At 65.4% G+C, this 23,796-nt stretch carries 21 protein-coding genes and 1 tRNA gene; 18 read left to right on the top strand and 4 right to left on the bottom strand.

The genetic code is table 11. From position 1 onward, the window contains the following. The first annotated feature begins 264 nt into the window (after nt 1–264). From QVG61_RS09885 to QVG61_RS09845, 9 genes are all read left to right on the top strand, one after another. Complete coding sequence (locus QVG61_RS09885; RefSeq protein ID WP_289930469.1) at nt 265–3,168, top strand: EAL domain-containing protein; 2,904 nt, start codon at nt 265–267, stop codon at nt 3,166–3,168. A 323-nt stretch (nt 3,169–3,491) separates the two neighbouring features. Next, on the top strand, nt 3,492–4,091 hold the full coding sequence (locus QVG61_RS09880) for a c-type cytochrome (protein ID WP_289930468.1): 600 nt from the start codon (nt 3,492–3,494) through the stop codon (nt 4,089–4,091). Between the two features lie 13 nt (nt 4,092–4,104). Next, nucleotides 4,105–6,792 (top strand): molybdopterin-dependent oxidoreductase, encoded by a 2,688-nt coding sequence (locus QVG61_RS09875; RefSeq protein WP_289930467.1) that lies wholly within the window; start codon nt 4,105–4,107, stop codon nt 6,790–6,792. A gap of 88 nt (nt 6,793–6,880) precedes the next feature. Continuing rightward, a complete protein-coding gene (locus QVG61_RS09870) occupies nt 6,881–7,459 on the top strand; it encodes a 4Fe-4S dicluster domain-containing protein (RefSeq protein ID WP_289930466.1) in 579 nt (192 codons plus the stop codon). A 73-nt stretch (nt 7,460–7,532) separates the two neighbouring features. Then, nucleotides 7,533–8,534, top strand: a complete 1,002-nt coding sequence (locus tag QVG61_RS09865) for a 4Fe-4S binding protein (protein ID WP_289930465.1) — start codon at nt 7,533–7,535, stop codon at nt 8,532–8,534. Further along, the gene (locus QVG61_RS09860) at nt 8,534–9,142 is read left to right on the top strand and encodes a 4Fe-4S dicluster domain-containing protein (protein ID WP_289930464.1); all 609 of its coding nucleotides are present in this window, start codon (nt 8,534–8,536) and stop codon (nt 9,140–9,142) included. Before QVG61_RS09865 ends, QVG61_RS09860 begins: the two co-directional genes overlap by 1 nt. A gap of 38 nt (nt 9,143–9,180) precedes the next feature. Then, entirely contained in the window at nt 9,181–9,780 is a 600-nt protein-coding gene (locus QVG61_RS09855) for a hypothetical protein (RefSeq protein WP_289930463.1), read from the top strand. A gap of 2 nt (nt 9,781–9,782) precedes the next feature. Then, entirely contained in the window at nt 9,783–11,309 is a 1,527-nt protein-coding gene (locus tag QVG61_RS09850) for a 4Fe-4S binding protein (protein ID WP_289932764.1), read from the top strand. A gap of 2 nt (nt 11,310–11,311) precedes the next feature. After that, nucleotides 11,312–11,905, top strand: a complete 594-nt coding sequence (locus tag QVG61_RS09845) for a 4Fe-4S dicluster domain-containing protein (protein ID WP_289930462.1) — start codon at nt 11,312–11,314, stop codon at nt 11,903–11,905. On the opposite strand, the gene QVG61_RS09840 is transcribed toward QVG61_RS09845, so the two are convergent. The 3 genes from QVG61_RS09840 to QVG61_RS09830 form a co-directional block, all read right to left on the bottom strand. Then, the gene (locus tag QVG61_RS09840) at nt 11,906–13,075 is read right to left on the bottom strand and encodes a class II fructose-bisphosphate aldolase (RefSeq protein WP_289930461.1); all 1,170 of its coding nucleotides are present in this window, start codon (nt 13,073–13,075) and stop codon (nt 11,906–11,908) included. A gap of 508 nt (nt 13,076–13,583) precedes the next feature. Next, entirely contained in the window at nt 13,584–14,255 is a 672-nt protein-coding gene (locus tag QVG61_RS09835) for a Bax inhibitor-1/YccA family protein (protein WP_289930460.1), read from the bottom strand. A 271-nt stretch (nt 14,256–14,526) separates the two neighbouring features. After that, nucleotides 14,527–14,892, bottom strand: coding sequence for an HPF/RaiA family ribosome-associated protein (locus QVG61_RS09830; protein WP_289930459.1), 366 nt, complete (start codon nt 14,890–14,892; stop codon nt 14,527–14,529). Between the two features lie 118 nt (nt 14,893–15,010). On the opposite strand from QVG61_RS09830, the gene nhaR reads away from it, so the two are divergent. Together nhaR and nhaA are read left to right on the top strand one after the other, a co-directional pair. Next, nucleotides 15,011–15,949 (top strand): transcriptional activator NhaR, encoded by a 939-nt coding sequence (gene nhaR, locus QVG61_RS09825; RefSeq protein ID WP_289930458.1) that lies wholly within the window; start codon nt 15,011–15,013, stop codon nt 15,947–15,949. Then, on the top strand, nt 15,946–17,319 hold the full coding sequence (gene nhaA, locus QVG61_RS09820) for a Na+/H+ antiporter NhaA (RefSeq protein ID WP_289930457.1): 1,374 nt from the start codon (nt 15,946–15,948) through the stop codon (nt 17,317–17,319). Before nhaR ends, nhaA begins: the two co-directional genes overlap by 4 nt. Before the next feature lie 112 nt (nt 17,320–17,431). Here the strand turns inward: nhaA and QVG61_RS09815 are convergent. Continuing rightward, nucleotides 17,432–17,518, bottom strand: a tRNA-Leu gene (locus tag QVG61_RS09815). A 124-nt stretch (nt 17,519–17,642) separates the two neighbouring features. Here QVG61_RS09815 and rnr point away from each other — a divergent pair. The 7 genes from rnr (at nt 17,643) to QVG61_RS09780 (ending at nt 23,784) form a co-directional block, all read left to right on the top strand. Next, on the top strand, nt 17,643–20,060 hold the full coding sequence (gene rnr / locus QVG61_RS09810) for a ribonuclease R (protein WP_289930456.1): 2,418 nt from the start codon (nt 17,643–17,645) through the stop codon (nt 20,058–20,060). Beyond that, entirely contained in the window at nt 20,057–20,776 is a 720-nt protein-coding gene (locus QVG61_RS09805) for an OmpA family protein (protein WP_289930455.1), read from the top strand. The genes rnr and QVG61_RS09805 overlap by 4 nt, the downstream gene beginning before the upstream one ends. Before the next feature lie 153 nt (nt 20,777–20,929). Next, complete coding sequence (rlmB, locus tag QVG61_RS09800; protein WP_289930454.1) at nt 20,930–21,673, top strand: 23S rRNA (guanosine(2251)-2'-O)-methyltransferase RlmB; 744 nt, start codon at nt 20,930–20,932, stop codon at nt 21,671–21,673. A gap of 138 nt (nt 21,674–21,811) precedes the next feature. Next, on the top strand, nt 21,812–22,204 hold the full coding sequence (rpsF, locus tag QVG61_RS09795; RefSeq protein WP_289930453.1) for a 30S ribosomal protein S6: 393 nt from the start codon (nt 21,812–21,814) through the stop codon (nt 22,202–22,204). Between the two features lie 22 nt (nt 22,205–22,226). Next, nucleotides 22,227–22,568, top strand: coding sequence for a primosomal replication protein N (gene priB, locus QVG61_RS09790; RefSeq protein WP_289930452.1), 342 nt, complete (start codon nt 22,227–22,229; stop codon nt 22,566–22,568). Between the two features lie 25 nt (nt 22,569–22,593). Continuing rightward, a complete protein-coding gene (gene rpsR / locus QVG61_RS09785) occupies nt 22,594–22,818 on the top strand; it encodes a 30S ribosomal protein S18 (protein ID WP_289930451.1) in 225 nt (74 codons plus the stop codon). 51 nt (nt 22,819–22,869) lie between these two features. Continuing rightward, nucleotides 22,870–23,784 carry a hypothetical protein gene (locus tag QVG61_RS09780; protein ID WP_289930450.1) on the top strand — a complete coding sequence of 305 codons (915 nt, stop codon included), beginning with the start codon at nt 22,870–22,872 and terminating at the stop codon, nt 23,782–23,784. The last annotated feature ends 12 nt before the right edge of the window (nt 23,785–23,796 follow it).

Below are 23,796 nucleotides of genomic sequence, written 5' to 3'. Positions count from 1 at the left end.
GGACGATCACCCAATCTGCTTTGCCAGCCTCGCCCTGACCATCGAATCCGTGGTGCAGTATCCGGGCTAGGCGTTGATTCAAGGCATTTCCTCCGGGGACGATAGACCTGTTGCGGTTGTGGAAGTTGCCAGTTGTCGACAGGAAGCGGGTGGCCGGCACAGATCACCGGCACCCAGCAGGGATGCCGCGGGCCCGGACACAGAAGAACCGCCTTCGGGATGCGGGGTTTCGCTATGGGTTTGTCCAGCGGTGTTGTCAGATATATGGGCCTCGATAGCCTGCGCGGCCGCTATATCCTGATCGCCACCCTGCTGTTCGCCCTGCTGGGCAGCGGGGTACTGCTCGGGCACTTCTTCGTGCAGCAGACCCTGCACAGCCACCACCAGAAGATGCAGCAGCAGGTGCGGGTCGCCGATCTGGTGCACGACCTGATGCTGCGCGTGTCCGCTCTCAAGACATCCCTGCTGGATTTCATCATCCTGCCGGAAGAGCAGCCGCGCCAGGCGTTGCAGGCTGCCGACCAGGAGCTGGCCGGGAGCATAGCATCCCTGGCGCAGATGGACTGGCTGCAACAGCGTGGGGGGTTTCGTGATCTGTTGCAGGATCTCGAGCGGGACAGCCGGCAACTGCGGGTGGAGATCCGCTCACTGATGCAGCTCCGCTCGGATCCCGAGAAGACCTTCCCCTTCACCACGGTGATGATCGAACTCGCCGACATCAATGCCGGCTTCCTCGGTGCTGTGGCGGCCGCCCTGGAGGACGGAGCGACGGATGCGGCCGGGCGGGAGGTCCGGCGGCTGCTGGAGGAATGCCGTTACAACTGGGTGCGGGTGATCGCGGATTTCCGACTGCTGGTGGCGATACGTTTCGGCGTCTTCACCGGTGATTCACGCCATGCCTTCGATCTGCGGGTGGAGAACATCGAGATGTTCCTGCAGCAGGTGGCCACCGGCCTGCTGCGGCTTGCCGAACTGGAGGAGGCAGGGCGGCTCGAGTTCGAGGTCAGCGAGGCCCTGGCGCAGATGCGCCAGGCCCATGCAGCGGGACGCAGCCGTTATCTGCAGAGTATCGAGATGTTGCGCTCCCCGGCCTGGCGGGCGGATCTGACGGCTCTGGAGCAGCGGCTGCGGCCACTCTTCGCCAGCCTGGAGTCGAGCCTCACCGGACTCTACGACCAGCTCGAGGCATCCTGGGTGGAATCCATGCGGGACATGGGACGGATTGCCCAGCAGCTGCTCGACTTCCTCTGGTGGCTGCTGGTGGGCGGCATTGTGACGACCTTTCTGGGTTACCTGTTCTTCGATCGTGCCGTGCTCAAACCGATCGGAGATGTTGCCACCGCGCTGCGCAGCGAGGCGCATGGAGGGGGCGGGGAGGTCAGTTTCCAGCCGGGAGCCCGTGAGACACGGGATCTGTGCGAGGCCTTCAGCGAGATGCGCGAGCAGGTCAACAGCCGGCAGCAACGCCTGGCCAACATCCTCGACAATACCGCAGAGGCCATCATCACCATCGACGAGGGTGGATGTATCGAGACCTTCAACGTCGCCGCCGAACGGTTGCTTGGTTACCGCAGCGAGGAAGTGATCGGGCAGAGCCTGGGCAGGCTGATGCCAGAGGCCCACGGTCACCGTCACGACGGCTACCTGCACGAGTACCTGAAGGGCGGCCTTTTTCGCCATGTCCTGGGGAATGAGCGCGAGTTGTGCATGCGGCGCAAGGATGGCAGCGAGGTGCCGGTCTCCATCAAGGTCAGCGAGACGCTGATCAGCGGTCGGCGGCTGTTTACCGCCCTGGTGGTGGATATTACCGAACGCAAGGCCATGCTGGCCCGCCTCCAGCACATGGCGGAGCGTGACCCCCTGACCAACCTGCCCAACCGGGCCCTGTTCCAGGATCGCCTGGGTCACGCCATGGCCGTGGCAGATCATGCCCGCAAGGGGTTCGCCCTGCTGTTCATCGACCTGGACAAATTCAAGCACATCAATGACAGCCTCGGGCATCAGACCGGGGACAAGGTACTGCAGTTCGTTGCCGGGCGCCTGCTGGAACAGGTCCGGGAGAGCGATACCGTGGCCCGCCTCGGCGGTGACGAGTTTACTTTGATACTGGAAGGCATGAACCAGATCGAACAGGCGGCGCGGGTGGCGCACAAGATTCTGCATCGGCTGGGGCAGCCTCTGTGGGTGGACGGTCATGAGTTCCATCTGCGGGCCTCGATCGGCATCGCCTTCTATCCCGAGGACGGGGAGACGGCAGACGAACTCCTGAAGCATGCCGATATCGCCATGTATCAGGCCAAGACCACAGGGGCCGGCGGTTACCAGTTCTTCTCGCCACAGATGAATGTGGCCGCCATGGAACGCCTGGTGCTGGAGGAAGCCCTGCGCCAGGCTGTCCAGCAGGGACAGTTCGAGCTGCACTTCCAGCCGAAGGTGGAGATCGCCAGCAACCGGATTATCGGGGCCGAGGCGCTGCTGCGCTGGCGGCATCCGGAGCGGGGCATCATCGCACCGGACAGCTTCATTCCATTGGCGGAAGAGAGCGGTCTGATCGTTCCCATCGGGGAATGGGTGTTGCGCACGGCCTGCCAGCAGGCGGTGCGCATGGGTTGTTTTGGCGAAGGTTCCCGAGGGCCGTGCAGCATGGCGGTGAATGTCAGTCCGCGGCAGTTCCAGCAGCCCGATTTCGTGAGCCAGGTGGAGCGGATCATTGCCGAGACCGGCGTCGATCCCGGTTGCCTGGAACTGGAACTCACCGAGGGCATTCTGATTCATGACTTCAATGATGTCAGTCACAAGCTGGGCGCCCTGAGCGCACTGGGTGTGCGACTGTCGGTGGACGATTTCGGCACCGGCTATTCGTCCCTGGCCTATCTCAAGCGATTGCCGATCGATGTCCTCAAGGTCGACCGTTCCTTTGTCCGCGATGTCAGCCAGGACGTGAACGATGCGGTGATCGTCGAGGCGATCCTGGCCATGGCCCAGCATCTGGGCAAATACGTGAGCGCGGAGGGCGTGGAAGACGAGTCGCAGCTCGATTTCCTGCGGCGCAACGGTTGTGACGCCTACCAGGGCTACCTGTTCAGTCGGCCGCTGCCCTATGCCGACTTCGAACGGCTGTTGCACACCGTTGGTCAGCAGTGTTGTCCCGCCGACCCCCTGTCCTGATTCTCCTTGGCACCCTGTGTGGAGCGGTCGGCGGCCCGCGGCAGGACGCGCCATTTGACACAGTGGTCGTGGCATTTGGCTTGATCTGCATCAATGCGGCAGAAAAAGTCATCCCCTATCTTGGGCCACAACCTTTGAATGAGAGGGGGATTTGGTCGCGGATCAGTGCCGGACCGCGACCTTTGCTGCTGAGGCTGTGCCGGATTCCGGGACTCCCCCAGCCGGGTTTTGTCGCTCGTTGAATAAACGCAAATCTTAGGAGGATGGTTATGTCGGGACGCAGACGCTTTGCGTCAAGCGCCGCCTGCGTGGTAGCGCTGACAATGAGTTATACGGGGTTGGCCGGGGCGGCCAATGCAGCCTTGGCCAAGCAGGGGGAGCAGTTGTTCAGGCAGAACTGCATCTTCTGCCACCAGGAGGATGGGGTCGGCAAGCCCGGCCTTGCCCCCTCGCTGACCAATCCGGAGCTGCTGAGCATCGCTTCGGACAGCTTCTTCGAGCGCACCATCCATGACGGGCGCGTCGGTACCGCCATGCCGCCCTTTGCCCACCTGAGCAAGGACAAGATCCAGGCCATCATTGCCTATCTGCGCAGCTTCGCAAAGCGGCCGAGCCGGGCAGCCGAGGTCGATGCGCAGCCGGCAGCCAAGGGTGACGTGAAACTTGGCAAACAGCGTTTCAAGGAGATCTGCTCCACCTGTCACGGCGTGAACGGCGAGGGCTATGCCGCGGGCGGTTCGGGGACGGCAATCGGCAAGCCGGGATTCCTCGGCAAGGTCTCGGACGGCTTCATCCGCACGACCATCAAGGAGGGGCGTTCCAATACCCCCATGCATGGTTTCACTGGTTCCAACGGGCTGGCGAATCTGTCCGACCGCGAGATCGACGACATCATCGTCTATCTGCGGACGCTGAACAAATAGGGGGAAGTAGAGCATGAAACGCATCAAGACAACTCGCCGCAAGTTTCTCAAGGGGAGTGCATTCATCACGGGTACCGCCGCGGGTGCCGGCCTGTTCGTGGCCGACAATCCGGAACTGGAGGCAGCGCCGGCCAGCCAGGCGGAAACGCCCAAGCGCAGCACCGCCCTGGCCCAGTGTCCCTATTGCGGCGTTGGCTGCGGTACCGTCATCCAGGTAGAGAACGGCAAGATCGTCTCCATGCGCCCGGACAAGGACCACCCCACCAACAAGGGCTTGCAGTGCATCAAGGGCCTGACCGCCGCCGAACCCATGTACGTCGACCGCATGGAAGGCGATGCCTATGTGCGCAAGGACGTCTGGGCCGAGTGGAACAAGCCCGGCCACGGTGACATCGAGTACACCAGCCAGACCAAGGGTTCCTTCGACGACGAGCATTTCGTGCGCGTGCCCTACGAAAAGGCCTCCGTCATGGTGGCGCACAAGATTGCCCACTTCGCCAAGAAATACGGCGGCAATTCCATTGCCCTCTATGGTTCCGGCCAGCTGACGGTGGAGGGGCAGTACCTGGAGAACCTGTTCCTCAAGGGCATCCTTGGCTCCAATACCATCGAGGCCAATGCCCGCATGTGCATGACCTCGGCGGTGACCGGCTATTTCGCCACCCTCGGTTCCGACACCCCGCCGCTGGCCTACGAGGATCTGGAGCTGGCCGACATGGTCATGCACTTCGGCCACAACGCCCGTGAGTCGCACCCGATCGTGTTCTGGCGCATCGCCGACTACAAGAAGCGCAGCAATATTCCCACCGTGGTCGTCGATCCACGGCGGACCGGCACGGTGATGGGCTACGAGGACATCAATCCGGACAACACCGTGCATGTGCCGATCCTCAACGGCGACATCAGCTTCCTCAACGCCATCGCCCATGTGCTGCTCAAGGAACACGACGACGTCATCGCCTGGGACTTCCTCAAGCAGCATGTCGCCGGCTGGAAGGAATACGTCGACGGCGTGCTCAAGGACTACAGCCCGGAGCAGGTCCAGGACCGCATGGGCGGGCCGAACCACGACGTCTCCCCGGCACTGATCCGCCGTGTCGCCGGCATGTTCGCCGACGCCACCCGCAAGCGCCTCGCCCGCGGCAAGCAGGGCAAGGAGCAGGGCGGTGTCATCATCATGTGGGGCATCGGCTACAATCAGCACCTGCATGGCCAGCACAACGTCATCTCCATCGTCAACCTGCTGGCCCTGACCGGCAACGTGGCCAAGCCCGGCTGCGGTCCCTTCTCCATGACCGGCCAGCCGAATGCCATGGGCGAGCGCTTCACCGGTGGCCTGACCGGGCGCCTGCCGTTCAACGAGCCGTTGAAGAACAGCACCCACCGGGCGCGCATCGCCAAGGCCTGGCGGGTGCCGGAGCAGAACCTGATCAATGCCATGAACTCGCAGAATCCGGGCATGGCCGTGGGCATGATGGAGCGCGCCCTGAAGGGTGACGTGAAGGCCATGTTCCTGGTCTACGCGACGCATATCGATCTGCCCGATCAGTACAATCTGGTGCGCCCGGCATTGAGCAAGACCTTCAATGTGGTGCAGGAGATCTATCGCCACGCCCCCAACAACCTGTATGCCGACGTGATCTTCCCGGCGGCCACCTGGGGCGAGGTACAGGGCGTGTACATCAGCTCCGAGCGGCGCATCAACATCTGCGAGAAGGCCGCCGAGCCGCCTCCGGGCTGCCGTCCCGACATGGACATGGTGATCGACAAGGCCAAGGAGATCGGCACCCTGCTGGGCCTGGACATGGAGAAGATCCTCCCCTACAAGCGCAAGGCGGACGGTTTCTACGACGCCGAGGAGGTGTTACGCGACCTGATCCGTGCCTCGGCCGGTTCCGACGCCGACCTCACCGGTATCCTCGAGCGCGAGAAGCGCGACGGTCTGTCGCCCTACGAGCAGCTCAAGCAGTTGCGCGGCATCCAGTGGCCGGCGCCGACCTACGAGATCGCCAAGCAGGGTGGTACCAAGCGCCGCTATATGTCGCAGGAAGGCTGGAAGGACAAGCCCTATGGTGCCTTCCGCACCAAGGACGGGAAGCTGCATATCAAGCTCTGTCACCAGGACTACACCGATCGCGAGAAGTGGACTCGCAAGCTGATGGAGTTCGGTGTCAAGAAGGACCACTACACCATCGATCACATGGACCTGATCAAGCTGGCCCGCGACAAGGCGCTGACCCCGGATCTGCCGGACGAGAAGTACCGCGGTCGCCACTGGAAGGACGTGCCCAAGGACAAGTTCCCCTACTGGATGGGACTGGGTGTGGTCTACGAGCACTTCCATACCGCCAAGTCCAACCGCAGCCCGACTACCCGCCGCCTGGTGCCGGAGATGTATGTCGAGATGCATCCTGAAGATGCCAAGGATCTCGGCATCAAGGACGGTGACAAGGTGCGGGTGGTGACCCGGCGTGGTTCGCTGGAGGCGCGGGCCCAGGTCGGTACCAACAGCCTGGTCAAGCCGGCCCGCAACAATGTGCCGCGCGGTTACATGTTCGGACCCTGGAACCTGTCGGTGGCGGACAGCGCCGACCCCAAGAAGAACAAGTGGCTGGCCAACGGCATCACCAACCGCGCCTGGGATCCGGTCTCCGGACAGGTGGACTTCAAGAAGCTTGCCGCACGGATCGAGAAGATCTGAACCGGCGTCTGAAGATGGCGTGCTCACGGTCGGGTGTATCCGGTGATACACTGGGCCGTGAGCACGGTCTTTTCTCCACCACGATTGCATGAAACGCAGACGTTTTTTCGAGGCCCTCGGTGCCGTGGCCACGGTGGCGATGGTGCCGGATCCGGCAGCAGCACTCGCTCCAGGCGGCGGGCTGCGCTATCTCAGGCCTCCGGGCGCCCTGTCCGAGGCGGAATTCACCGACCGCTGTATCCGCTGCGGGCAATGTGGCGAAATCTGCCCCAATCGTTGCATCAACTACTTTGGTCTCGAGAACGGCCTGGCCTCACTCGATACCCCCTATATCATTCCCCGCGAGAAGGGCTGCATCCTGTGCATGAAGTGTGGCGACGTCTGTCCCAGTGGTGCCATCCAGCCCGTGAAGCGGGAGCTGAATGCCATTCTCGATGGCGTCCACATGGGCCGGGCAGTGGTCAACAAGAGCCTGTGTCTGTCCTATCAGGGCAAGACCTGTGGCGTCTGTTACCGCGCCTGCCCGCTGCAGGACGTGGCGATCCGGGTCGGTATGCTGGAGCAGCCGCATATCACCGACAAGTGCGTCGGCTGTGGACTGTGCGAGCGGTCATGCATCCAGATGCCGCAGGCCATCAGGATCATTCCCGAGCGGGGCGACACATGAATCTTTTCCAGGGGCAGGCGGCGGCTGTGTTCGCCGCTCTGTCTGCGAAATCGGGCAGGTGATCGAATAGCACATGCACAAACCGTTCTTCCTCTGGCGACACCTCAACAAGCTGCGCTGGTTCAGTCTTGTCGTGGTGTTCTCCATGCTCATCCTGTTGCCGTTCCTGCATGTCTACCAGTCCTATCTGGCGGCCCATGCCTACGATTTGCTGGCGCCCTCCGAGAAGCGGCTGTACGACATCATGGAGGCGCTGACCTCACCTTTCCTCAGCGATCCGGTCGAGCAGCTGGACGCCATCAAGGGCAATACCTGGTCGGGCACCCTGTGGGGGCTGCAGCTCAGTGATCCCCTGGCGGTACTCGGCCAGTTCGCGGCCGGCCTTGGTGTCTATACGCCCTTCCTGCTCACGGCGCTGATTCCGGTACTGTTCACGCTGGTGCTGGGGCGCTTTTTCTGTGGCTGGATCTGCCCCGCGACCCTGCTCTACGAACTCAACACCACCCTCGCGACCTGGCTGCAGCGCGCCGGCATCAGAACCGGCAAGCGCCGTTTCGACAGGCGGATCAAGTATCTGGTGCTGGCGATCGGCCTGCTGCTGTCGGCGCTGAGCGGTGCCGTGCTGGTGGCGGCCATCTATCCGCCGGCGATCATCGGTCGGGAACTCTACTACGCCATCGCCCTCGGTGGTTTCGGCAGTGGCACCCTGTTCTTCGTCGGCACCCTGCTGTTCGACCTGCTGGTGGCGCGGCGAGGCTTCTGCCGCTATCTCTGTCCCGGCGGCGCGCTCTACTCGCTGCTCGGCCGTTACCGCCTGTTGAGAATCCGGCGCATCGTCGAGAAGTGCAACGATTGCGCGAAGTGCAATGCGGTCTGTGAATTCGGTCTCGACCCCTTGCGTGACCACTTCGGCCAGGAGTGCAACAACTGCACGGCTTGCATCGCCATCTGCCCGACCGATGCCATGACCTTCACCCTGAGGTTCAGGGATTACCCGGAGCAGGGTGACGGCCATCTAGGCCGCAACTACCGCCGCCGCCAGGCCGCGGACAAGGATGGTGAGGTGCCGGACTGATGCGCCGCCGGGGGTTCCTGCAGCAGCTGATCGGCAGCGCAGCCCTGGCTGCCGCAGGGTCCCTGCCCTACGCCGTGGCCCGTCTGCAGGCACCGGCGCAGGGGGTGCCCGAGCGCAACTACCTGCGGCCGCCGGGGGCCCTGCAGGACACGGCCCGCTTCAATGCCGCCTGCATCGGCTGTGGTCTCTGTGGCGAGGTCTGTCCGCCACGCTGCATCCTTTTCCACAGCCGGGAAGGGGGCGATGCCTTCAACACGCCCTATATCGATCCGGCCCGCAAGGCCTGTATCCTCTGCAACAAATGCATGGAGGTCTGTCCCACGGCGGCGCTCACCGAGACGCCACGCGAGGAGATCGACATGGGCATCGCGCAGATCGACCGATCAGCCTGCTATCCCTGGGTCGACCGGGGTATCTGCGGCGCCTGTGTGGGTATCTGCCCGCTGGGGGAACGGGCCATTGGCTTCAAGAAATGGGGTCAATATCAGCCCTATGTGAAAGACGGCTGTGTGGGTTGCGGTCTCTGTGTCGAGGTCTGTCCCCATCCCTCGAAACCGATCTGGATCGTCGAGCGCTCCCGCGGTACCGTCGTGCAGCATCCGCTTTAGAATAGAAGTGCAGAACGGGAATTGGAGAGAAGCAAGTCATGACCGGTAGTCTGCGGTTTTTTGCACGGCAGTGCATGCTTCTGGTGGTGCTGGCCTGGCTGCCGACGGCCGGCGTTTTTGCCCATCATGTGCTGGGCCGCCCGGCCTACAGCCTGAACGAGGACTCCAACACGCCGCCGAGCATGCAGGTCGAGACCCAGATCGGCAGCTATTTCGTGACCTACATGGTGTTCCCGGCCTTTCCCCGGCCGGGTGAGCCCGGGCGCATCAATCTCTACGCTTCGCGCATCGACGGCGGCGAGCCCTTCCAGGGCGAGGTGACCTTCAAGGTGCGCGACGACGGCTGGTTCTCCGGGGAGGAGGAATTGCTGGGGGTCCAGCCGCCGGACGACAATGTGTTCCGTCAGGGCTTCGTCTTCAGCGAGGCCGGCGACTACATCATCACCGCCCGGTTCGAGGCCGATGGCGAGCCCTACCAGATCGACTTCCCCCTGCGGATCGGCGATCCGGCGCCGGTCGGTCCCCTGGGTATCGCGGTCGGCGTGATCGTGGCCGTGCTGGTCGGGGTCAATCTCGTGCAGCGCAAGCGCGCGCTGCGTAACAAGATCCGTCAGGCGCATGAGGAGGGCCGGCCGTGATCATGACCCACCCCGGGCTGCCGCAACTCTGGGGTGGGCTGATCCTCGGCCTGATGCTGCTGATCAGTCTCTGGGCGCTGCGGGTGCCGGCACCGCAGCGCTCGGTGTCGCGGTCCCTGAGTCTGGCGAGGGTGCCGCTGCTCGGCCCCCTGGTGCGTCGCATGGTGACCAGTCCCTGGCCCCTGCTGCTGCTCAAGCTGCTGATGGTCGGCTTTTTCCTGCTGGTCATCATCGCCGGACTGTTCGGTACGCCGATCCCGGAACGCAACATCGCCACCATGCTGACCTGGAACCTGTGGTGGGCCGGACTGGTCTTTTCCATCTTCTTCCTCGGTTCGGCCTGGTGCGCGGTCTGTCCCTGGGATGCCCTGGCGCAATGGCTGGTGCGCCGCCGCCTGTGGCGCCGCGCCGCGGCGGACACCAGTCTCAACCTGCGGGTGCCGCGGCGTCTGCAGAACGTCTGGCCGGCGCTGCTGCTGTTCATCGGCCTCACCTGGCTGGAACTCGGCGTGGGCATCACCACCAGCCCCTATGCCACCGCCCTGGTGGCGCTGCTGATGGTGGTGCTGGCCACGATCTCGCTCGCCATCTACCAGCGCAAGGCCTTCTGCCGCTATTTCTGTCCGGTCGGCCGCACCGTGGGTTTCTATTCCCAGCTCTCGGCCGTCGAGCTGCGGCCGATCGATGCCGACATCTGTGTCGACTGCAAGACCCTGGAGTGCTATCACGGTAACGAGACCATCGACCCCTGCCCGACCTGGCTGGTGATGGGGCGCCTCAAGCAGAACAGTTACTGCACCTCCTGTGGCAACTGCAGCCAGAGCTGTCCCCAGACCAATGTCGCCTGGCGGCTGCGCACGCCCAGTGTGGAGGCCGTCCACGGTGCACGGCCGCGCTGGGACGAGGCCTGGTTCATGCTCGGTCTGCTGGCCCTGACCGCCTTCCACGGCATCACCATGATGCCCTTCTGGGAGGGATGGATGCAGCAGCTGGCAACGCGGATCGGCGACTCCGGCCAACTGTTGTGGAGTTTCTCCATCGGCCTGACGGTCTGCCTGTTGCTGGTCGGCGGACTCTATGCCGCGCTGGTGGCTGCGGCCCGCCGGCTGTCCGGCTCGCAGCTGGAATACCGGCGGGCCTTCGCCAGTTTTGCCTTCGTCGCCCTGCCGCTGGCCTTTGCCTATCACATGGCGCACAACCTCAATCACCTGATGCGCGAGGGAGCTGGACTCGGTGCCGTGTTCGCCAACCCGCTGGGCATCGATACCGCACCGCTGACCATGATGGAGAAGCATATGCGCCACATGCACATGCTGATTTCCCAGGAGGCGTTGTTTGTCTTGCAGGCCGGGTTGATGGTCTTCGGTTTCGTGGTGGCGGTGCAGATCGTGCGTTACCGGGGGCGCGCCCTGCTGGAGGAGGGCGGGCACCGCAGCGGCTGGCGCCTGGCGCCGATGCTGTTGTTTGCGCTGCTCGTCAACTCGGCGCACCTCTGGTTGCTGATGCAGCCGATGGTCATGAGGATGTAGGCGTGGACCGGCGGGCCTTTTTCCAGCAGGCGCTACGCAAGACCGGCAGGCAGGTGGTCAAGCAGGTTGACGCCCGGGTGAGCCAGCGCGCCTCGCGCTGGATCCGGCCACCCCATGCGCTGGATGAACTGGAATTTCTTCTCGCCTGCACCCGCTGCAACGCCTGCGTGGAGGCCTGTCCGGAGCAGCTGATCTTCCCCTTGCCATCGCGGCTCGGTGCCCAGGTGGTGGCGACGCCGGCCCTGGACCTGCTGCACAAGGCCTGTGCGCTGTGCGAGGACTGGCCCTGTGTCGCGGCCTGCGAGCCCGGAGCCCTGCGCCTGCCCGAGGTGGAGGAGGAGGCGGCCCGGCCGCTGCCGAGGCTGGCACGCCTGGAGATCGACCCTGCAAGCTGCCTGCCCTACAGCGGCCCCGAGTGCGGCGCCTGTTCGGGGAGCTGCCCGGTGCCGGGAGCGCTGGGCTGGATGGGTCCGCGGCCGCAGATCGATGCCGGCCGTTGCATCGGCTGCGCCCAGTGTCGCAGTGCCTGTATCCTCGACCCGCCGGCGATGCGCTTGGTGACGCGCCCGGCGCCGGCAGGCACAGAGGCGGAGTGATCAGGCGGGTTTGCCTGGACGGTCGATCACCTGGTAGTCGATACTGATCCGTTCGCCGGCAACAGGCCGGAAGCGCGTATCGGCGAAGGTCACGTGGGCCGGGTGCTCGCGGTAGCTGTCGATGACCCTGGAGTGACAGAAGCGCACCAGCCAGGTGTAGCGGTATTTCGCGTCACTGCGGACCGCCTCGCCGGTGATCACCTGGCGCACGCCGGGGATGGTGCTGAGCACCCGGCGTCCCTCGGCCATCATGGCCGCCACCTCCTGCTCGCCGATGCCGCTGACGTTGTAGATGATCAGGTGTTCCACCGGGTTCCAGGGCGTGCACCGCTCCAGCAGCTCTGCGGCCCGGCCGCCACTGCCCGCCGCCTGCAGACGCTGCTCGACGGCCTGGGCGATGACCTCCCTGGCTGCCTGCTGCACAAGCCGGTAGTCGCCGCTGCCTTGCTGCGCCAGGCAGGAGTCGGCAGCATCGAGCAGCGCCGTGCAGTAGTCGATCTTCGCCACCCCGCCAGCGGCCAGTTGACGGATCTGCGCCTCGTCCAGGTTCGAGCCGCCATGTACCACCAGCGGGATGTCGAGGGTCTCCCCGAGCCGGCGCAGGCGTGCCAGGTCCAGCTCGGGTTTGCCCTTCAGCGCGCCGTGGACAGTGCCGATGGAAACGGCCAGGAAGTCGACGCCGGTCTGTTCCACGTAGCTTCTCGCCTCGTCCACCTCGGTGGGCAGTAACTGCGCGGACCGGCCGCGGGCATTCGGCAGCCGGCCCAGCGCCCCCTCCACGGGCACGCCACAGGCATGGGCCATCTCCACCACCTCGTAAGTACGGCGCAGGTTGTCGGTCAGGCTGGCCTGCGAGGCATCCAGCATCACGCCATTGCAGCCCAGATTGATGGCGCGTATGGCGCTGCCGAGACTGCTGCCGTGGTTCAGCTGAATGGCCACTGGCACGGCTGCCCGGCGGGCCGCGGCCTCGACTGCCGGCATCAGCAGCTCGGGGTCGAGCTGGTCGAATTGCGGCTCGGCCAGGCTGAGGACCACCGGCGAGCGGCAACGCTCGGCAGCGCCAATGGTGCCCTCCAGGAACTCCAGGCCGAGGAGATCGAAGGCGCCCACCGCATAGCCGTGGTGTCGGGCGTGATGGAGCATGTCGCGCAGGTCGACGAGTGCCATGATCCCTACCTCCTCTGATCGCAGCAGGCGTTCATCGGGTTAATAGGCCGGGGTGGCAGGATGGCGCGGTACCCCTTGCGCCTCGATCGCGGCCTGGAGACCGCTCCTACGACAACACATTGTGCCGCCATGCCCCGTAGGAGCGGCCTCCAGGCCGCGATCGGGGGATCCACGGCGTGCAATGCCCGGAGTCGATCGTCCAAGCTGCTTTGCCGGATTCGGCCTGACATCGAATAGGTACAAAGTGTAACCTGACCAAGCGGCTCTCTCATGGTCATCTCGGCCTTGTATAACAGCCTCAATGCCGATCATGCAAACCGCCTTGGTGCAATATCCGGGCTAGCAGCCTGTCGGACTCAGGACTGATCTACTGCGCGGGTGGGAGAGCGGCCCGAATCTCCCCGATTTCTCGTTGCGTAGTGCCCACTATGCGCCTCGAAATCGTGAAGATTCGTTCTCGTTCTCCTACCCTGCTCGCTACGATCGCCTAAGTCCGACAGGCTGCTAGCTATTCTTCCCCGTTCATGAAGCCCAGCAGGTGCAGCAGGCTGGTGAACAGGTTGAAGATGGAGACGTAGAGGGTCACCGTGGCCATGATGTAGTTGGTCTCCCCGCCGTGGATGAGCTTGCTGGTCTCGTAGAGGATCAGCCCGGCCATGAGCAGTACGAACATGGCGGAGACGGCCAGCGACAGACCGGGCATCTCCAGGAACACCGCGCCGAGGCCAGCCAGGAAGCCGACCAGGATGCCTGCCACGAGAAAGCTGCCCATGAAGCTGAAGTCCTTGCGTGAGCCGAGGGCGTAGGCCGAGAGACCGAGAAACAGGAGGCCGGTGGCGGCCATGGCGGTCATCACCAACTGGCCGCCGTTCGGCAGCCCCAGGTAGGCGTTGAGGACCGGGCCCAGGGTGTAGCCCATGAAACCGGTCAGGGCGAAGACGAAGACCAAACCGAGGCCGCTGTCGCGGAACCGGGCGGTGGCGAACAGCAGGCCGAAGTAGCCACCCAGGGTCAGCAGCAGGCCGGGGTGGGGCAGGTTCAACGCCATGGAGACGCCGGCCGTCAGGGCGCTGAACAGCAGGGTCATGGAAAGCAGCAGATAGGTGTTGCGTATCACCCTGTTGCTGGCCAGCGCTGGCGCCCGCCCGTATTCCAGGGTATCTGCAAAAGGCTTGTTCATCGGTCTGTCTCCTCGATTCAATGGATGTTTCGCTCGTTTGCCGTTATTCAGGGCTAGCCCGGATATTGCGCCAAGGATTCGATTCTCAGGGCGGAGCTGGCAAAGCAGCTTGGTCGATCGCCCGCGGAAGCATGGCCGTAGCTATGGTTCAAGGGCGATCGGCCAGGATGCGCAGCCAGATGCGTCCTGAAATCGAATAGGCACAAACCGTACCCCGCCACGAGGGCCTATTTGCGAGCCTCCTGGCCTTGTATACCAGCCTGCACTCCGATCATGCGGGCCGCCTTGGTGCAATATCCGGGCTAGCGGCCGGCATGCCGCCGCTGCGGCCCCTGATGCGCTGCCGGCCGAGGCGCCGTCCCACCGCCCGCCCGGCGCGGTCCGTGGCCCGGTCGATGGCCGTGTACAGGTCCGCTTCGGTGTCCTTGATGATCACGTCGGGCAGATGGCTGAGCACCACCTGGACATGGCAGCACTTGTCCGTGCCGCCGCGCGGTCCGTTGACGTCGAACAGCCGGACCACGACGCGTTGGATGTGATCGGTCCTGGCGCTGAGGGCAAAGGCCAGTCGTCGCTGGACGTGCCCACGCAGGGCATCGGTCAGGGAAAAGTGACGGGTCTGGATGTCGATCTGCATGGTCGTTCTCCAAGAACTGGCCCGGGGTGGGGCAGGACAAGACTAGGCCGATTCGTTACTCAGAAAAAGTCGATAATTGTCGCTATACTGTTCGTATTAAACGAAGTGTTGACTGGGCATGATCAACTACAAGCATCTGCACTATTTCTGGGTGGTGGCCAAGGCCGGCGGCATCATGCGTGCCAGCGAGCGGCTCAATCTCACCCCGCAGACCATCAGCGGGCAGCTCGGCCAGCTGGAGGAACAGCTGGGGGAGGTCCTGTTCGTCAAGGTGGGACGCAATCTGGAATTGACCGAGGTCGGACGTCTGGTGCTGAGCTATGCGGACGAGATATTCTCGCTCGGCAACGAGCTGGAGGAGATGGTGCGTACCCTACCCGACGGCAGGCCGCTGGTGTTCAAGGTCGGCGTCGCCGACGTGGTCCCCAAGTCCATCGCCTATCGACTGTTGGCGCCGGCGCTGCAGCTTGCAGAACCTGTGCGCATCGTCTGCCGGGAGAACGCCCTCGATGTGCTGCTGGCCGACCTGGCCGTGCATCGCATCGATCTGGTGATCGCCGACGGACCGATTCCGGCCGGTGTCAAGGTGCGCGGCTTCAGTCATTCGCTCGGCGATTGCGGCATCAGCTTCTTGGCGACGCCGGCGCTGGCAGGCACGCTGGGCAAGGATTTTCCGGCCAACCTCGATGGCGCGCCGCTGCTGGTGCCGGGCGAGATGACTCTGGTGCGCGACCGCTTGCTGCAGTGGTTCGACAGGCTGCGCATCCAGCCGCGTATCGTCGGTGAGTTCGACGATTCAGCCCTGATGAAGGCCTTCGGCAGGGGCGGGGCCGGGGTCTTCATCGCCCCCACGCCCATTGCCGCCGAAGTGGAGGCGCAGTACGGGGTGGTGGCGATCGGTGGCACGGAGGAGGTGCGTGACCACTTTTATGCCATTTCCGTGGAACGCAGGATATCGCATCCTGCAGTGGCGGCGATCACCGAGACGGCACGCGACTGGCTGGTGCCGAGCGGCACTGGCCGGCGCAGGAAACAGAGAAGCAGGAGGAGCGCATGAGCGGGCAAGGCAAGACAGCGCAGCGGGATGCGGAAAGGGGGGTCTTCAATGCCCCCTGGGAGAGGTCCTTCGACAGGATACTCACCCCCTTCGAGGAGTTCATTCATCGCCAGAGCACCAGTGGCCTGTTGCTGATGGCGACGGCGGTGCTGGCCCTGGTGTTGGCCAACAGCGCCCTGGCCGGTTTCTATCAGCATCTGGTGCATACCCCCATCGCCGTCAGCATCGGTGACTGGCGCCTGGAAAAGAGTCTCCAGCACTGGGTCAACGACGGCCTGATGGCACTGTTCTTCTTCATGGTAGGGCTGGAACTCAAGCGTGAGATACTGGTCGGCGAGCTGGCCGTGCCGCGCCAGGCGGCGTTGCCCATCGTCGCCGCGATCGGCGGCATGGTGCTGCCGGCGCTGATCTATTTCGCCATCAACCCGGAGGGCGATGCCGGGCGCGGCTGGGGCATCCCCATGGCCACCGATATCGCCTTTGCCATCGGCGCGCTGGTGTTGCTGGCGCATCGGGTGCCCAAGGCGTTGATCACCTTCCTGGTGGCGCTGGCGATCGTCGACGATCTGGGTGCCGTGGCGGTGATCGCCCTGTTCTATACCGATCAGCTGGTGTGGGGGGCACTGCTGGCGGGCGCGCTGATCCTCGCCGTGCTGGTGGCCTTCAATCTGGTTGGGATTCGCCACCCCCTGCCCTATTTCCTCCTCGGTGTGCTGCTCTGGTTCGCCCTGCTCAAGTCGGGGGTCCATGCCACCCTGGCGGGGGTGCTGACCGCCTTTACCATCCCGGCCCGACCCAAGTACGACCCGGTCCGCTTCAGCGCCCATGTCCGCGAGCTGATGGCCCGTTTCGATGCCAGCCATCAGCCCGGCAAGAGCATCATGACCAATGACGCCCTGCGTGCGGTGGTGCAGACCCTGGAGAACGGCGTACACAAGGTGGAGGCCCCGCTGCAGCGGCTGGAGCACGGCATGCACCTGCCGGTGGCTTTTCTGGTGATCCCGGTGTTCGCCTTCATCAATGCCGGCATTCCGATGCGTCTGTCGGAGCTGGGCACAACCCTGACCCACCCGGTCACCCTGGGTGTGGTGCTGGGCCTGTTGCTGGGCAAGTTCCTGGGCATCGCCGGGGCGAGCTGGCTGGCGCTGCGGCTGGGTATTGGTCAGCTGCCGGCGCAGACCCGCTTCGTGCAGATCGCCGGTGTCGCCCTGCTGGCCGGGATCGGATTCACCATGGCGATTTTCATCGCCGAACTGGGTTTTGCCGGCCAGCCGGAATACCTGCTGATGGCCAAGACCGGTGTCTTGCTGGCCTCGCTGCTGGCCGGGATCGGTGGCTATCTCTGGCTGTGGTGGGCAAGTGACCGCTGAGCGGTGGGGAGCGCTGATGGAGGGTGGCAGGAAAAGCCAGCATAAACAGCCGGTTCAGGAACAGTCCGTGGAATGCGGGGTTACAGGGATTGTTTTATCTTTACTTTAAAGATGGTGCCGAGGAGAGGACTTGAACCTCCACGGGGTTACCCCCACTAGCACCTGAAGCTAGCGCGTCTACCAATTCCGCCACCTCGGCATTCACGGGTCCACCGGACAGCAACACCCGAGAGCCGCGCACTTTACCCGCCCAGGATTTACTTGTCAATGCGGCGGCGGGGCGGGATGATGTGCACTCCCAAGGACAGAGTCTGAAGTCGACCATGGCGAGAAAACGCAAAAAGAAATCAGCGGATTGGCAGCAGGCCGATCCGAATGCCGAGCGCGAGGCGCAGAAGTACGGCCGCCCCATCCCCAGCCGTGAATTCATCATGGAGCTGTTGGAGAAGCAGGGTGTGCCGCTGCAGCAGGAACAGATCGCCGAGCTGCTCGGGCTGGACCGCGAGGAGGACCTGGAGGCCCTGCGCCGGCGGCTGAGCGCCATGGTCCGGGACGGTCAACTGGTGCGCAACCGGCGTGATGGCTACGGCCTGGTCGACAAGCTGGATCTGGTGCGCGGCCGGGTCATCGCTCACCCGGACGGCTTCGGTTTCCTGGTCCCGGACGAGGGCGGTGACGACCTGTTCCTGTCCGCGCGCGAGATGCGAGGCCTGTTCCATGGCGACCGGGTGGTGGCGCGGATCATCGGCAAGGACCGCCGCGGCCGCAGCCAGGGCGCGGTGGTCGAGGTGCTGGAGCGCAACACCCACCGGGTGGTTGGCCGCTTCTATACCGAGAACGGGGTCAGCTTCGTGGTCCCGGACAGCAAGCGCATGCCGCTGGAGATCAGCATACCGCCGGGCGAGGAGGGCGGTGCCCAGCACGGCCAGATCGTCAGCGTCGACATCCTCGAACAACCGACCCGCCGCTCGCCGCCGATCGGCCGGGTGATCGAAGTGCTGGGTGACCACATGGCCCCGGGCATGGAGATCGACGTCGCCATCCGTGCCCACGAGCTGCCGCTGGCCTGGCCGCTGGCCGTCGAGGAGGAGATCGCCGGGCTCGGCGACAAGGTGCCGCCGGCCGCCAAGCGGGGCCGTGTCGATCTGCGCGAGCTGCCGCTGGTGACCATCGACGGCGCCGACTCACGCGATTTCGATGATGCCGTGTACTGTGAACGCAAGCCCAAGGGCTGGCGGCTGCTGGTGGCCATCGCCGATGTCTCACACTATGTGCGACCCGGCACGGCACTGGACGTCGAGGCCGAGGCGCGTGGCAACTCGGTGTATTTCCCCGAGCGGGTGATTCCCATGCTGCCGGAGGTCCTCTCCAATGGCCTCTGTTCCCTCAACCCTCATGTAGACCGGCTGTGCATGGTGTGCGAGATGTACATCACCCAGGAAGGGCGGATCCTGCGTTCCAGGTTCATGGAGGGGGTGATGCGCTCCCATGCCCGGCTCACCTACGACGAGGTGGCGGCCATGGTGGTGGACAGGAACCCCGAGGTGCGCAGCCGCTATCAGGCGCTGGTGCCGCACCTGGAGGAACTGCACCGCCTGTACAAGGTGCTGCGCAAGGGCCGCGAGGCGCGCGGTGCCATCGACTTCGATCGTACCGAGACACGTATCGAGTTCGGCAAGGCGCGCAAGATCGAGCGCATCGTGCCGGTGGAGCGCAACGATGCCCACAAACTCATCGAGGAGTGCATGATCGCCGCCAACGTGGCCACGGCGCGGTTTCTGGAGCGCCATCGCCTCCCCACCCTGTACCGGGTCCACGAGGGGCCCCAGGCGGAGAAGCTCGCCGATCTGCGCGAATTCCTGGGCGAGCTGGGGCTCAGCCTGCCCGGCGGCGACAAGCCGGAGGCCCGGCATTTCGCCCAACTCCTGAAACAGGTCGAGGGGCGGCCCGATGCCCATCTGATCCAGACCGTCATGCTGCGCACCCTGTCGCAGGCGCGCTACACGCCCGAGAACGAGGGTCACTTCGGCCTGGCGCTGCCCCAGTATCTGCACTTCACTTCGCCGATCCGGCGCTATCCGGACCTGCTGGTGCACCGCGGGATCCGCCATCTGCTGCGCAACCAGCAGCGCAAGCGCAAGCTGGCCTTTCCCTACGGCTGCAGCGAGATGCAGAGTCTCGGCGAGCACTGCTCGATGACCGAGCGCCGTGCCGACGAGGCGACCCGCGACGCCATCGACTGGCTGAAGTGCGAGTACATGCTGGACAAGGTCGGCGAGGAGTTCGATGGCGTGATCAGCAGCGTGACCTCCTTCGGCCTGTTCGTCGAACTGGCGGACATCTATGTCGAGGGGCTGGTGCACGTCACCTCGCTGAAGAACGACTACTACCATTTCAATCCAGCCGGCCACCGGCTGATGGGCGAACGCACCCACGTCGTCTACCGCCTCGGCGATCCGATCCGGGTCAAGGTGGTGCGGGTCGATCTCGACGAGCGCAAGATCGATTTCGAGCTGGCCGGGGAGGGGGCGGCGATGCCTGCTGCCGAGCCGCGCCGCGGCGGACGCAAGCGGGGACGGCGCAAAAAGGGGCGCCGTGCGGCAGCCGAGACCCAGCCGGCGGCCGAGCCGGTGGCCGAGGCCCCGGCAGCCGCTGCCGAGCCGGCCAAGGGCGAAGGCGAGGGCAAGAGCCGCAAGTCCCGTTCCTCGCGTCGCCGTCGCTCGCGGCGCAAGAAGTCATGAAGTCATCAGCTTTCATCATGAAGCGCAAACGCATACGTCCGGTATTGTCGGTGCTGCTGGCCGCGCTGCTCGCCGGCTGTGCCGCCGATGACCCCAACCGGCGGGCCAAGACCGGGGCCGCCGTGGGCGCGGTGGTCGGCGCCGTGGTCGGCCACCAGCTCGATCGTGACAGCGGCCGCTTCGTCGGTGCTGCCGTGGGGGCCCTGGCCGGCGGCATGGTCGGCAACTACATGGACCAGCAGCAGCGCGAGTTCGAGGCACAGCTGGAGGCGGAGCGGCGTCAGCACCAGATCGAGGTGCAGCGTCTCAAGGACCAGAGCCTGAAGATCGACATCGCCAGCGAGGTGTCCTTCGACTTCGACAGCGCCCGCCTCAAGTCGGCCTTTCTGCCCACCCTGGACAAGGTCGCCGAGATCCTCAAGCGCTATGACCAGACCCTGGTGCACGTCATCGGCCACACCGACAGCATCGGTTCCGAGGCCTACAACCAGCGTCTTTCCGAGCGGCGCGCGCAGAGCGTGGTCGACTATCTGGTCAGCCGTGGCGTGCCGCGCCAGCGGCTGCATGCCGAGGGACGCGGCGAACGTGAGCCGCGGGCCAGCAACGCCACCGCGGCTGGTCGCCAGCTGAACCGTCGTGTCGAGCTGATCGTCAAGCCGGTGGTGGAGGGACGGGAGGAGGAGGCCTACCGGGCGCCGGCCCCGGCCGGACGCTAGGAGCCTGACCGAGTAATGCTGGACCTACTGCGAACGCACCACGGCAGCCCCTATTTGCGGTCGTTTTCGTCGCATGGTGCCCACCATCCTCCTCGAACGACCGCAAAGATCGCCTTGCCGTGCCAGGGCGTGGCACGGCAAGGCTCCTAGCCCGTGGCGGCTGACGAGTGGATCTATGGCCTGCACGCCGTCGAGGCGCTGCTGCGCCGTGATCCCGGGCGCATCCGCCGCCTGCGCCTGCAGCAGGGGCGGGAGGATGCGCGGCTGCGGGCATTGCAGGAACGGGCCGGGGCGGCCGGCGTGCCGCTGGAGCGGGTCGAGCGCCGGCTGTTGGACGAGAGCCTGGGTGGCGCCCGCCACCAGGGGGTGGCTGCCGAGGTGCGGCCACAGCCGCTGCGCGGTGAGCGCGAACTGCCGGCCTTCCTTGCGGGGCTGGAAGCGCCGCTCTTCCTGCTGGTGCTGGACGGGGTGACCGATCCGCACAATCTGGGGGCCTGCCTGCGCAGCGCCGATGCTGCCGGGGTGCAGGCGGTGATCCTGCCGCGGGATAAGGCAGTCGGCCTGACCCCGGTGGTGCGCAAGGTGGCCTGCGGTGCGGCCGAGACACTGCCGGTGTTCCAGGTGACCAACCTGGCGCGCGCGCTGCGGGTCCTGCGCGATGCCGGGCTGTGGATCTACGGTGCCGCCGGCGAGGCCGAGCAGAGCCTCTACCAGACCGATCTGCGCGGCCCGCTGGCCCTGGTGCTGGGCAGCGAGGGCCGGGGGCTGCGGCGCCTGACCCGCGAGCACTGCGACGCCCTGCTGCGCATCCCGATGCACGGCAGCGTGGCCAGCCTCAACGTTTCGGTGGCGGCCGGGGTGATGCTGTTCGAGGCCTGCCGCCAGCGCGAATCCTGAACGCGGCCGTTCTCCCCGCCTTGCACCGGCAGGCCGCTTGGCTGTAGAATTCCGCGTTTCCGGGGGCCCTGGAGGTGCCCGGGACTCCTTGCCGTACCGCACCGGGCGGGCGGCTGCTGAATCCACAGGGAGCATACAATGCGTCACTATGAAATCGTGTTTCTGGTCCATCCTGACCAGAGCGAGCAGGTTCCTGCCATGATCGAGCGCTATCGCTCGACCATCGAAGCCACCGGCGGCAAGATCCACCGCCTCGAAGACTGGGGCCGCCGTCAGCTGGCCTATCCGATCCAGAAGGTCCACAAGGCGCACTATGTGCTGATGAACATCGAGTGCACCCAGGAGGCCCTCGACGAGCTGAACAGCGCCTTCCGTTTCAACGACGCGGTGCTGCGCAATCTGGTCATCGCCCGCGACGAGGCGATCACCGAGCCCTCGCTGCTGGCCAAGAAGGAAGAGCGCGAGGAGAGCCGCGAGGCAGCCCCCAAGGCGGAGGAGACCAAGTCCGAGGCCACCGGGGACGCCTCCTGATCCTGGGACGCAGGTGCCGGCCGTGACGGTCGACGGCGTCCACAATCAGGTTTGGCTCAGCGGCACCCTGGTCCGTGATCCCGAGTTCCGCCACTCGCCGGCCGGCATCCCGCTGGGGCGTTTCACCCTGGAACACCAGTCCCGGCAGCAGGAAGCCGGCATGCCGCGCCAGGCCCGGTTGCGGATCACCGTCAAGGCCGCCGGCGATCTCCTGCTGCAGCGGCTGAGGACGCTGCAGCGGGGCGACCGGGTGCGGGTGCGGGGGTTCCTGAACCGGGACAACCACCGCAATGGCGAGCAGCGACTGGTGCTGCACGCCGAACAGATCGAATCCCTGCCCGGCAGCGAGCCGGAACAGGGCTGACCGACTCAATACAGAGGAAGACAACATGTCGCGTTATTTCCGCCGCAGAAAGTACTGCCGTTTCACCGCCGAGGGCGTGAAGGAAATCGACTACAAGGACATCGCCACGCTCAAGAACTACATCACCGAGACGGGCAAGATCGTGCCGAGCCGCATCACCGGCACCAGCGCCAAGTACCAGCGTCAGCTGGCCACGGCCATCAAGCGCGCCCGTTTCCTGGCGCTGCTGCCGTACTGCGACGCCCACTGAGGCCGGGTCGACGGCCGGCTGCCGGGCGGCGGGCCGGGCACGGGCATGCCCATGCTGATGCGACGTCTGGCGGCCTACGTGATGGGCGGCTACCTGTCCGCCGTCACGGTACTGGCGCTTAGCAGTCTGCTGGCGCTGCTGCTGCAGCCCCTGACCTCGCCGCTGGCCTATCTGGGCGGTGGGGCGCTGGCCCTGGTGACCCTGCGCCGCGGCGCCCGGCCTGGCCTCGGGGTCATGGGCGGAGGGTTGCTGGTTCTGGGGCTGCTCGGCCAGATCCTGCTCGGCGCTGCCCTGCCGCTGGCCTTCAGCGGCCTGCTGCTCTGGCTGCCGTTGTGGCTGGCGGCCCTGGTGTTGCGGCGCAGCGTGTCCCTGCCGCTGGCCGTGCTGACGATACTCGGTCTGGGGCTGCTGCTGGTGGCCGGCAGCTACGCCCTGCTCGGCGACCCGGCCGTGTGGTGGCAGGCGCAGCTCCGGCCGCTGGTCGAGGCGCTGCAGCGGCAGGGCGGGCCGGATCTGGCCGACCGCCTGCCGCTGCTCGGTCGCTGGATGACCGCGCTGACGGCGGTGGCGCTCAGCGTCGGTGTGCTGGGCAGCCTGCTGCTGGGACGCTGGTGGCAGGCGCTGCTCTACAATCCGGGCGGCTTCGGCGACGAGTTCCGCCGCCTGCAACTGGGGCCGCAGCTCGGTGCCGCCGGCCTGCTGCTGCTGGGGCTGGCGCTGCTGGCGCCGGGCACGGTGGGCACCATGGCCACCGACCTGGCGCTGGTCGCGGCGGTCGGCTTCCTGCTCCAGGGACTGGCCGTGGTGCATGCCCTGGTGCGCGCCTCGGGACAGGGCAGGGGCTGGCTGATCGCCCTCTATGCGCTGTTGCTGTTCGCCGAGCCGCATGCCGGCGGACTGCTGGCCCTGCTGGGGATGAGCGATACCTGGCTGCGTCTCCGCGAGCGGTTCGCGGCCGGGAGCTGACCGCAGGGGGCG

This window comes from Thiohalobacter sp. IOR34, from assembly GCF_030406045.1.
In the GTDB taxonomy this organism is placed as follows: domain Bacteria; phylum Pseudomonadota; class Gammaproteobacteria; order Thiohalobacterales; family Thiohalobacteraceae.
The sequence above is the reverse complement of the archived record's forward strand: the minus strand, read 5'-3'. Positions and strand labels throughout refer to the sequence as shown.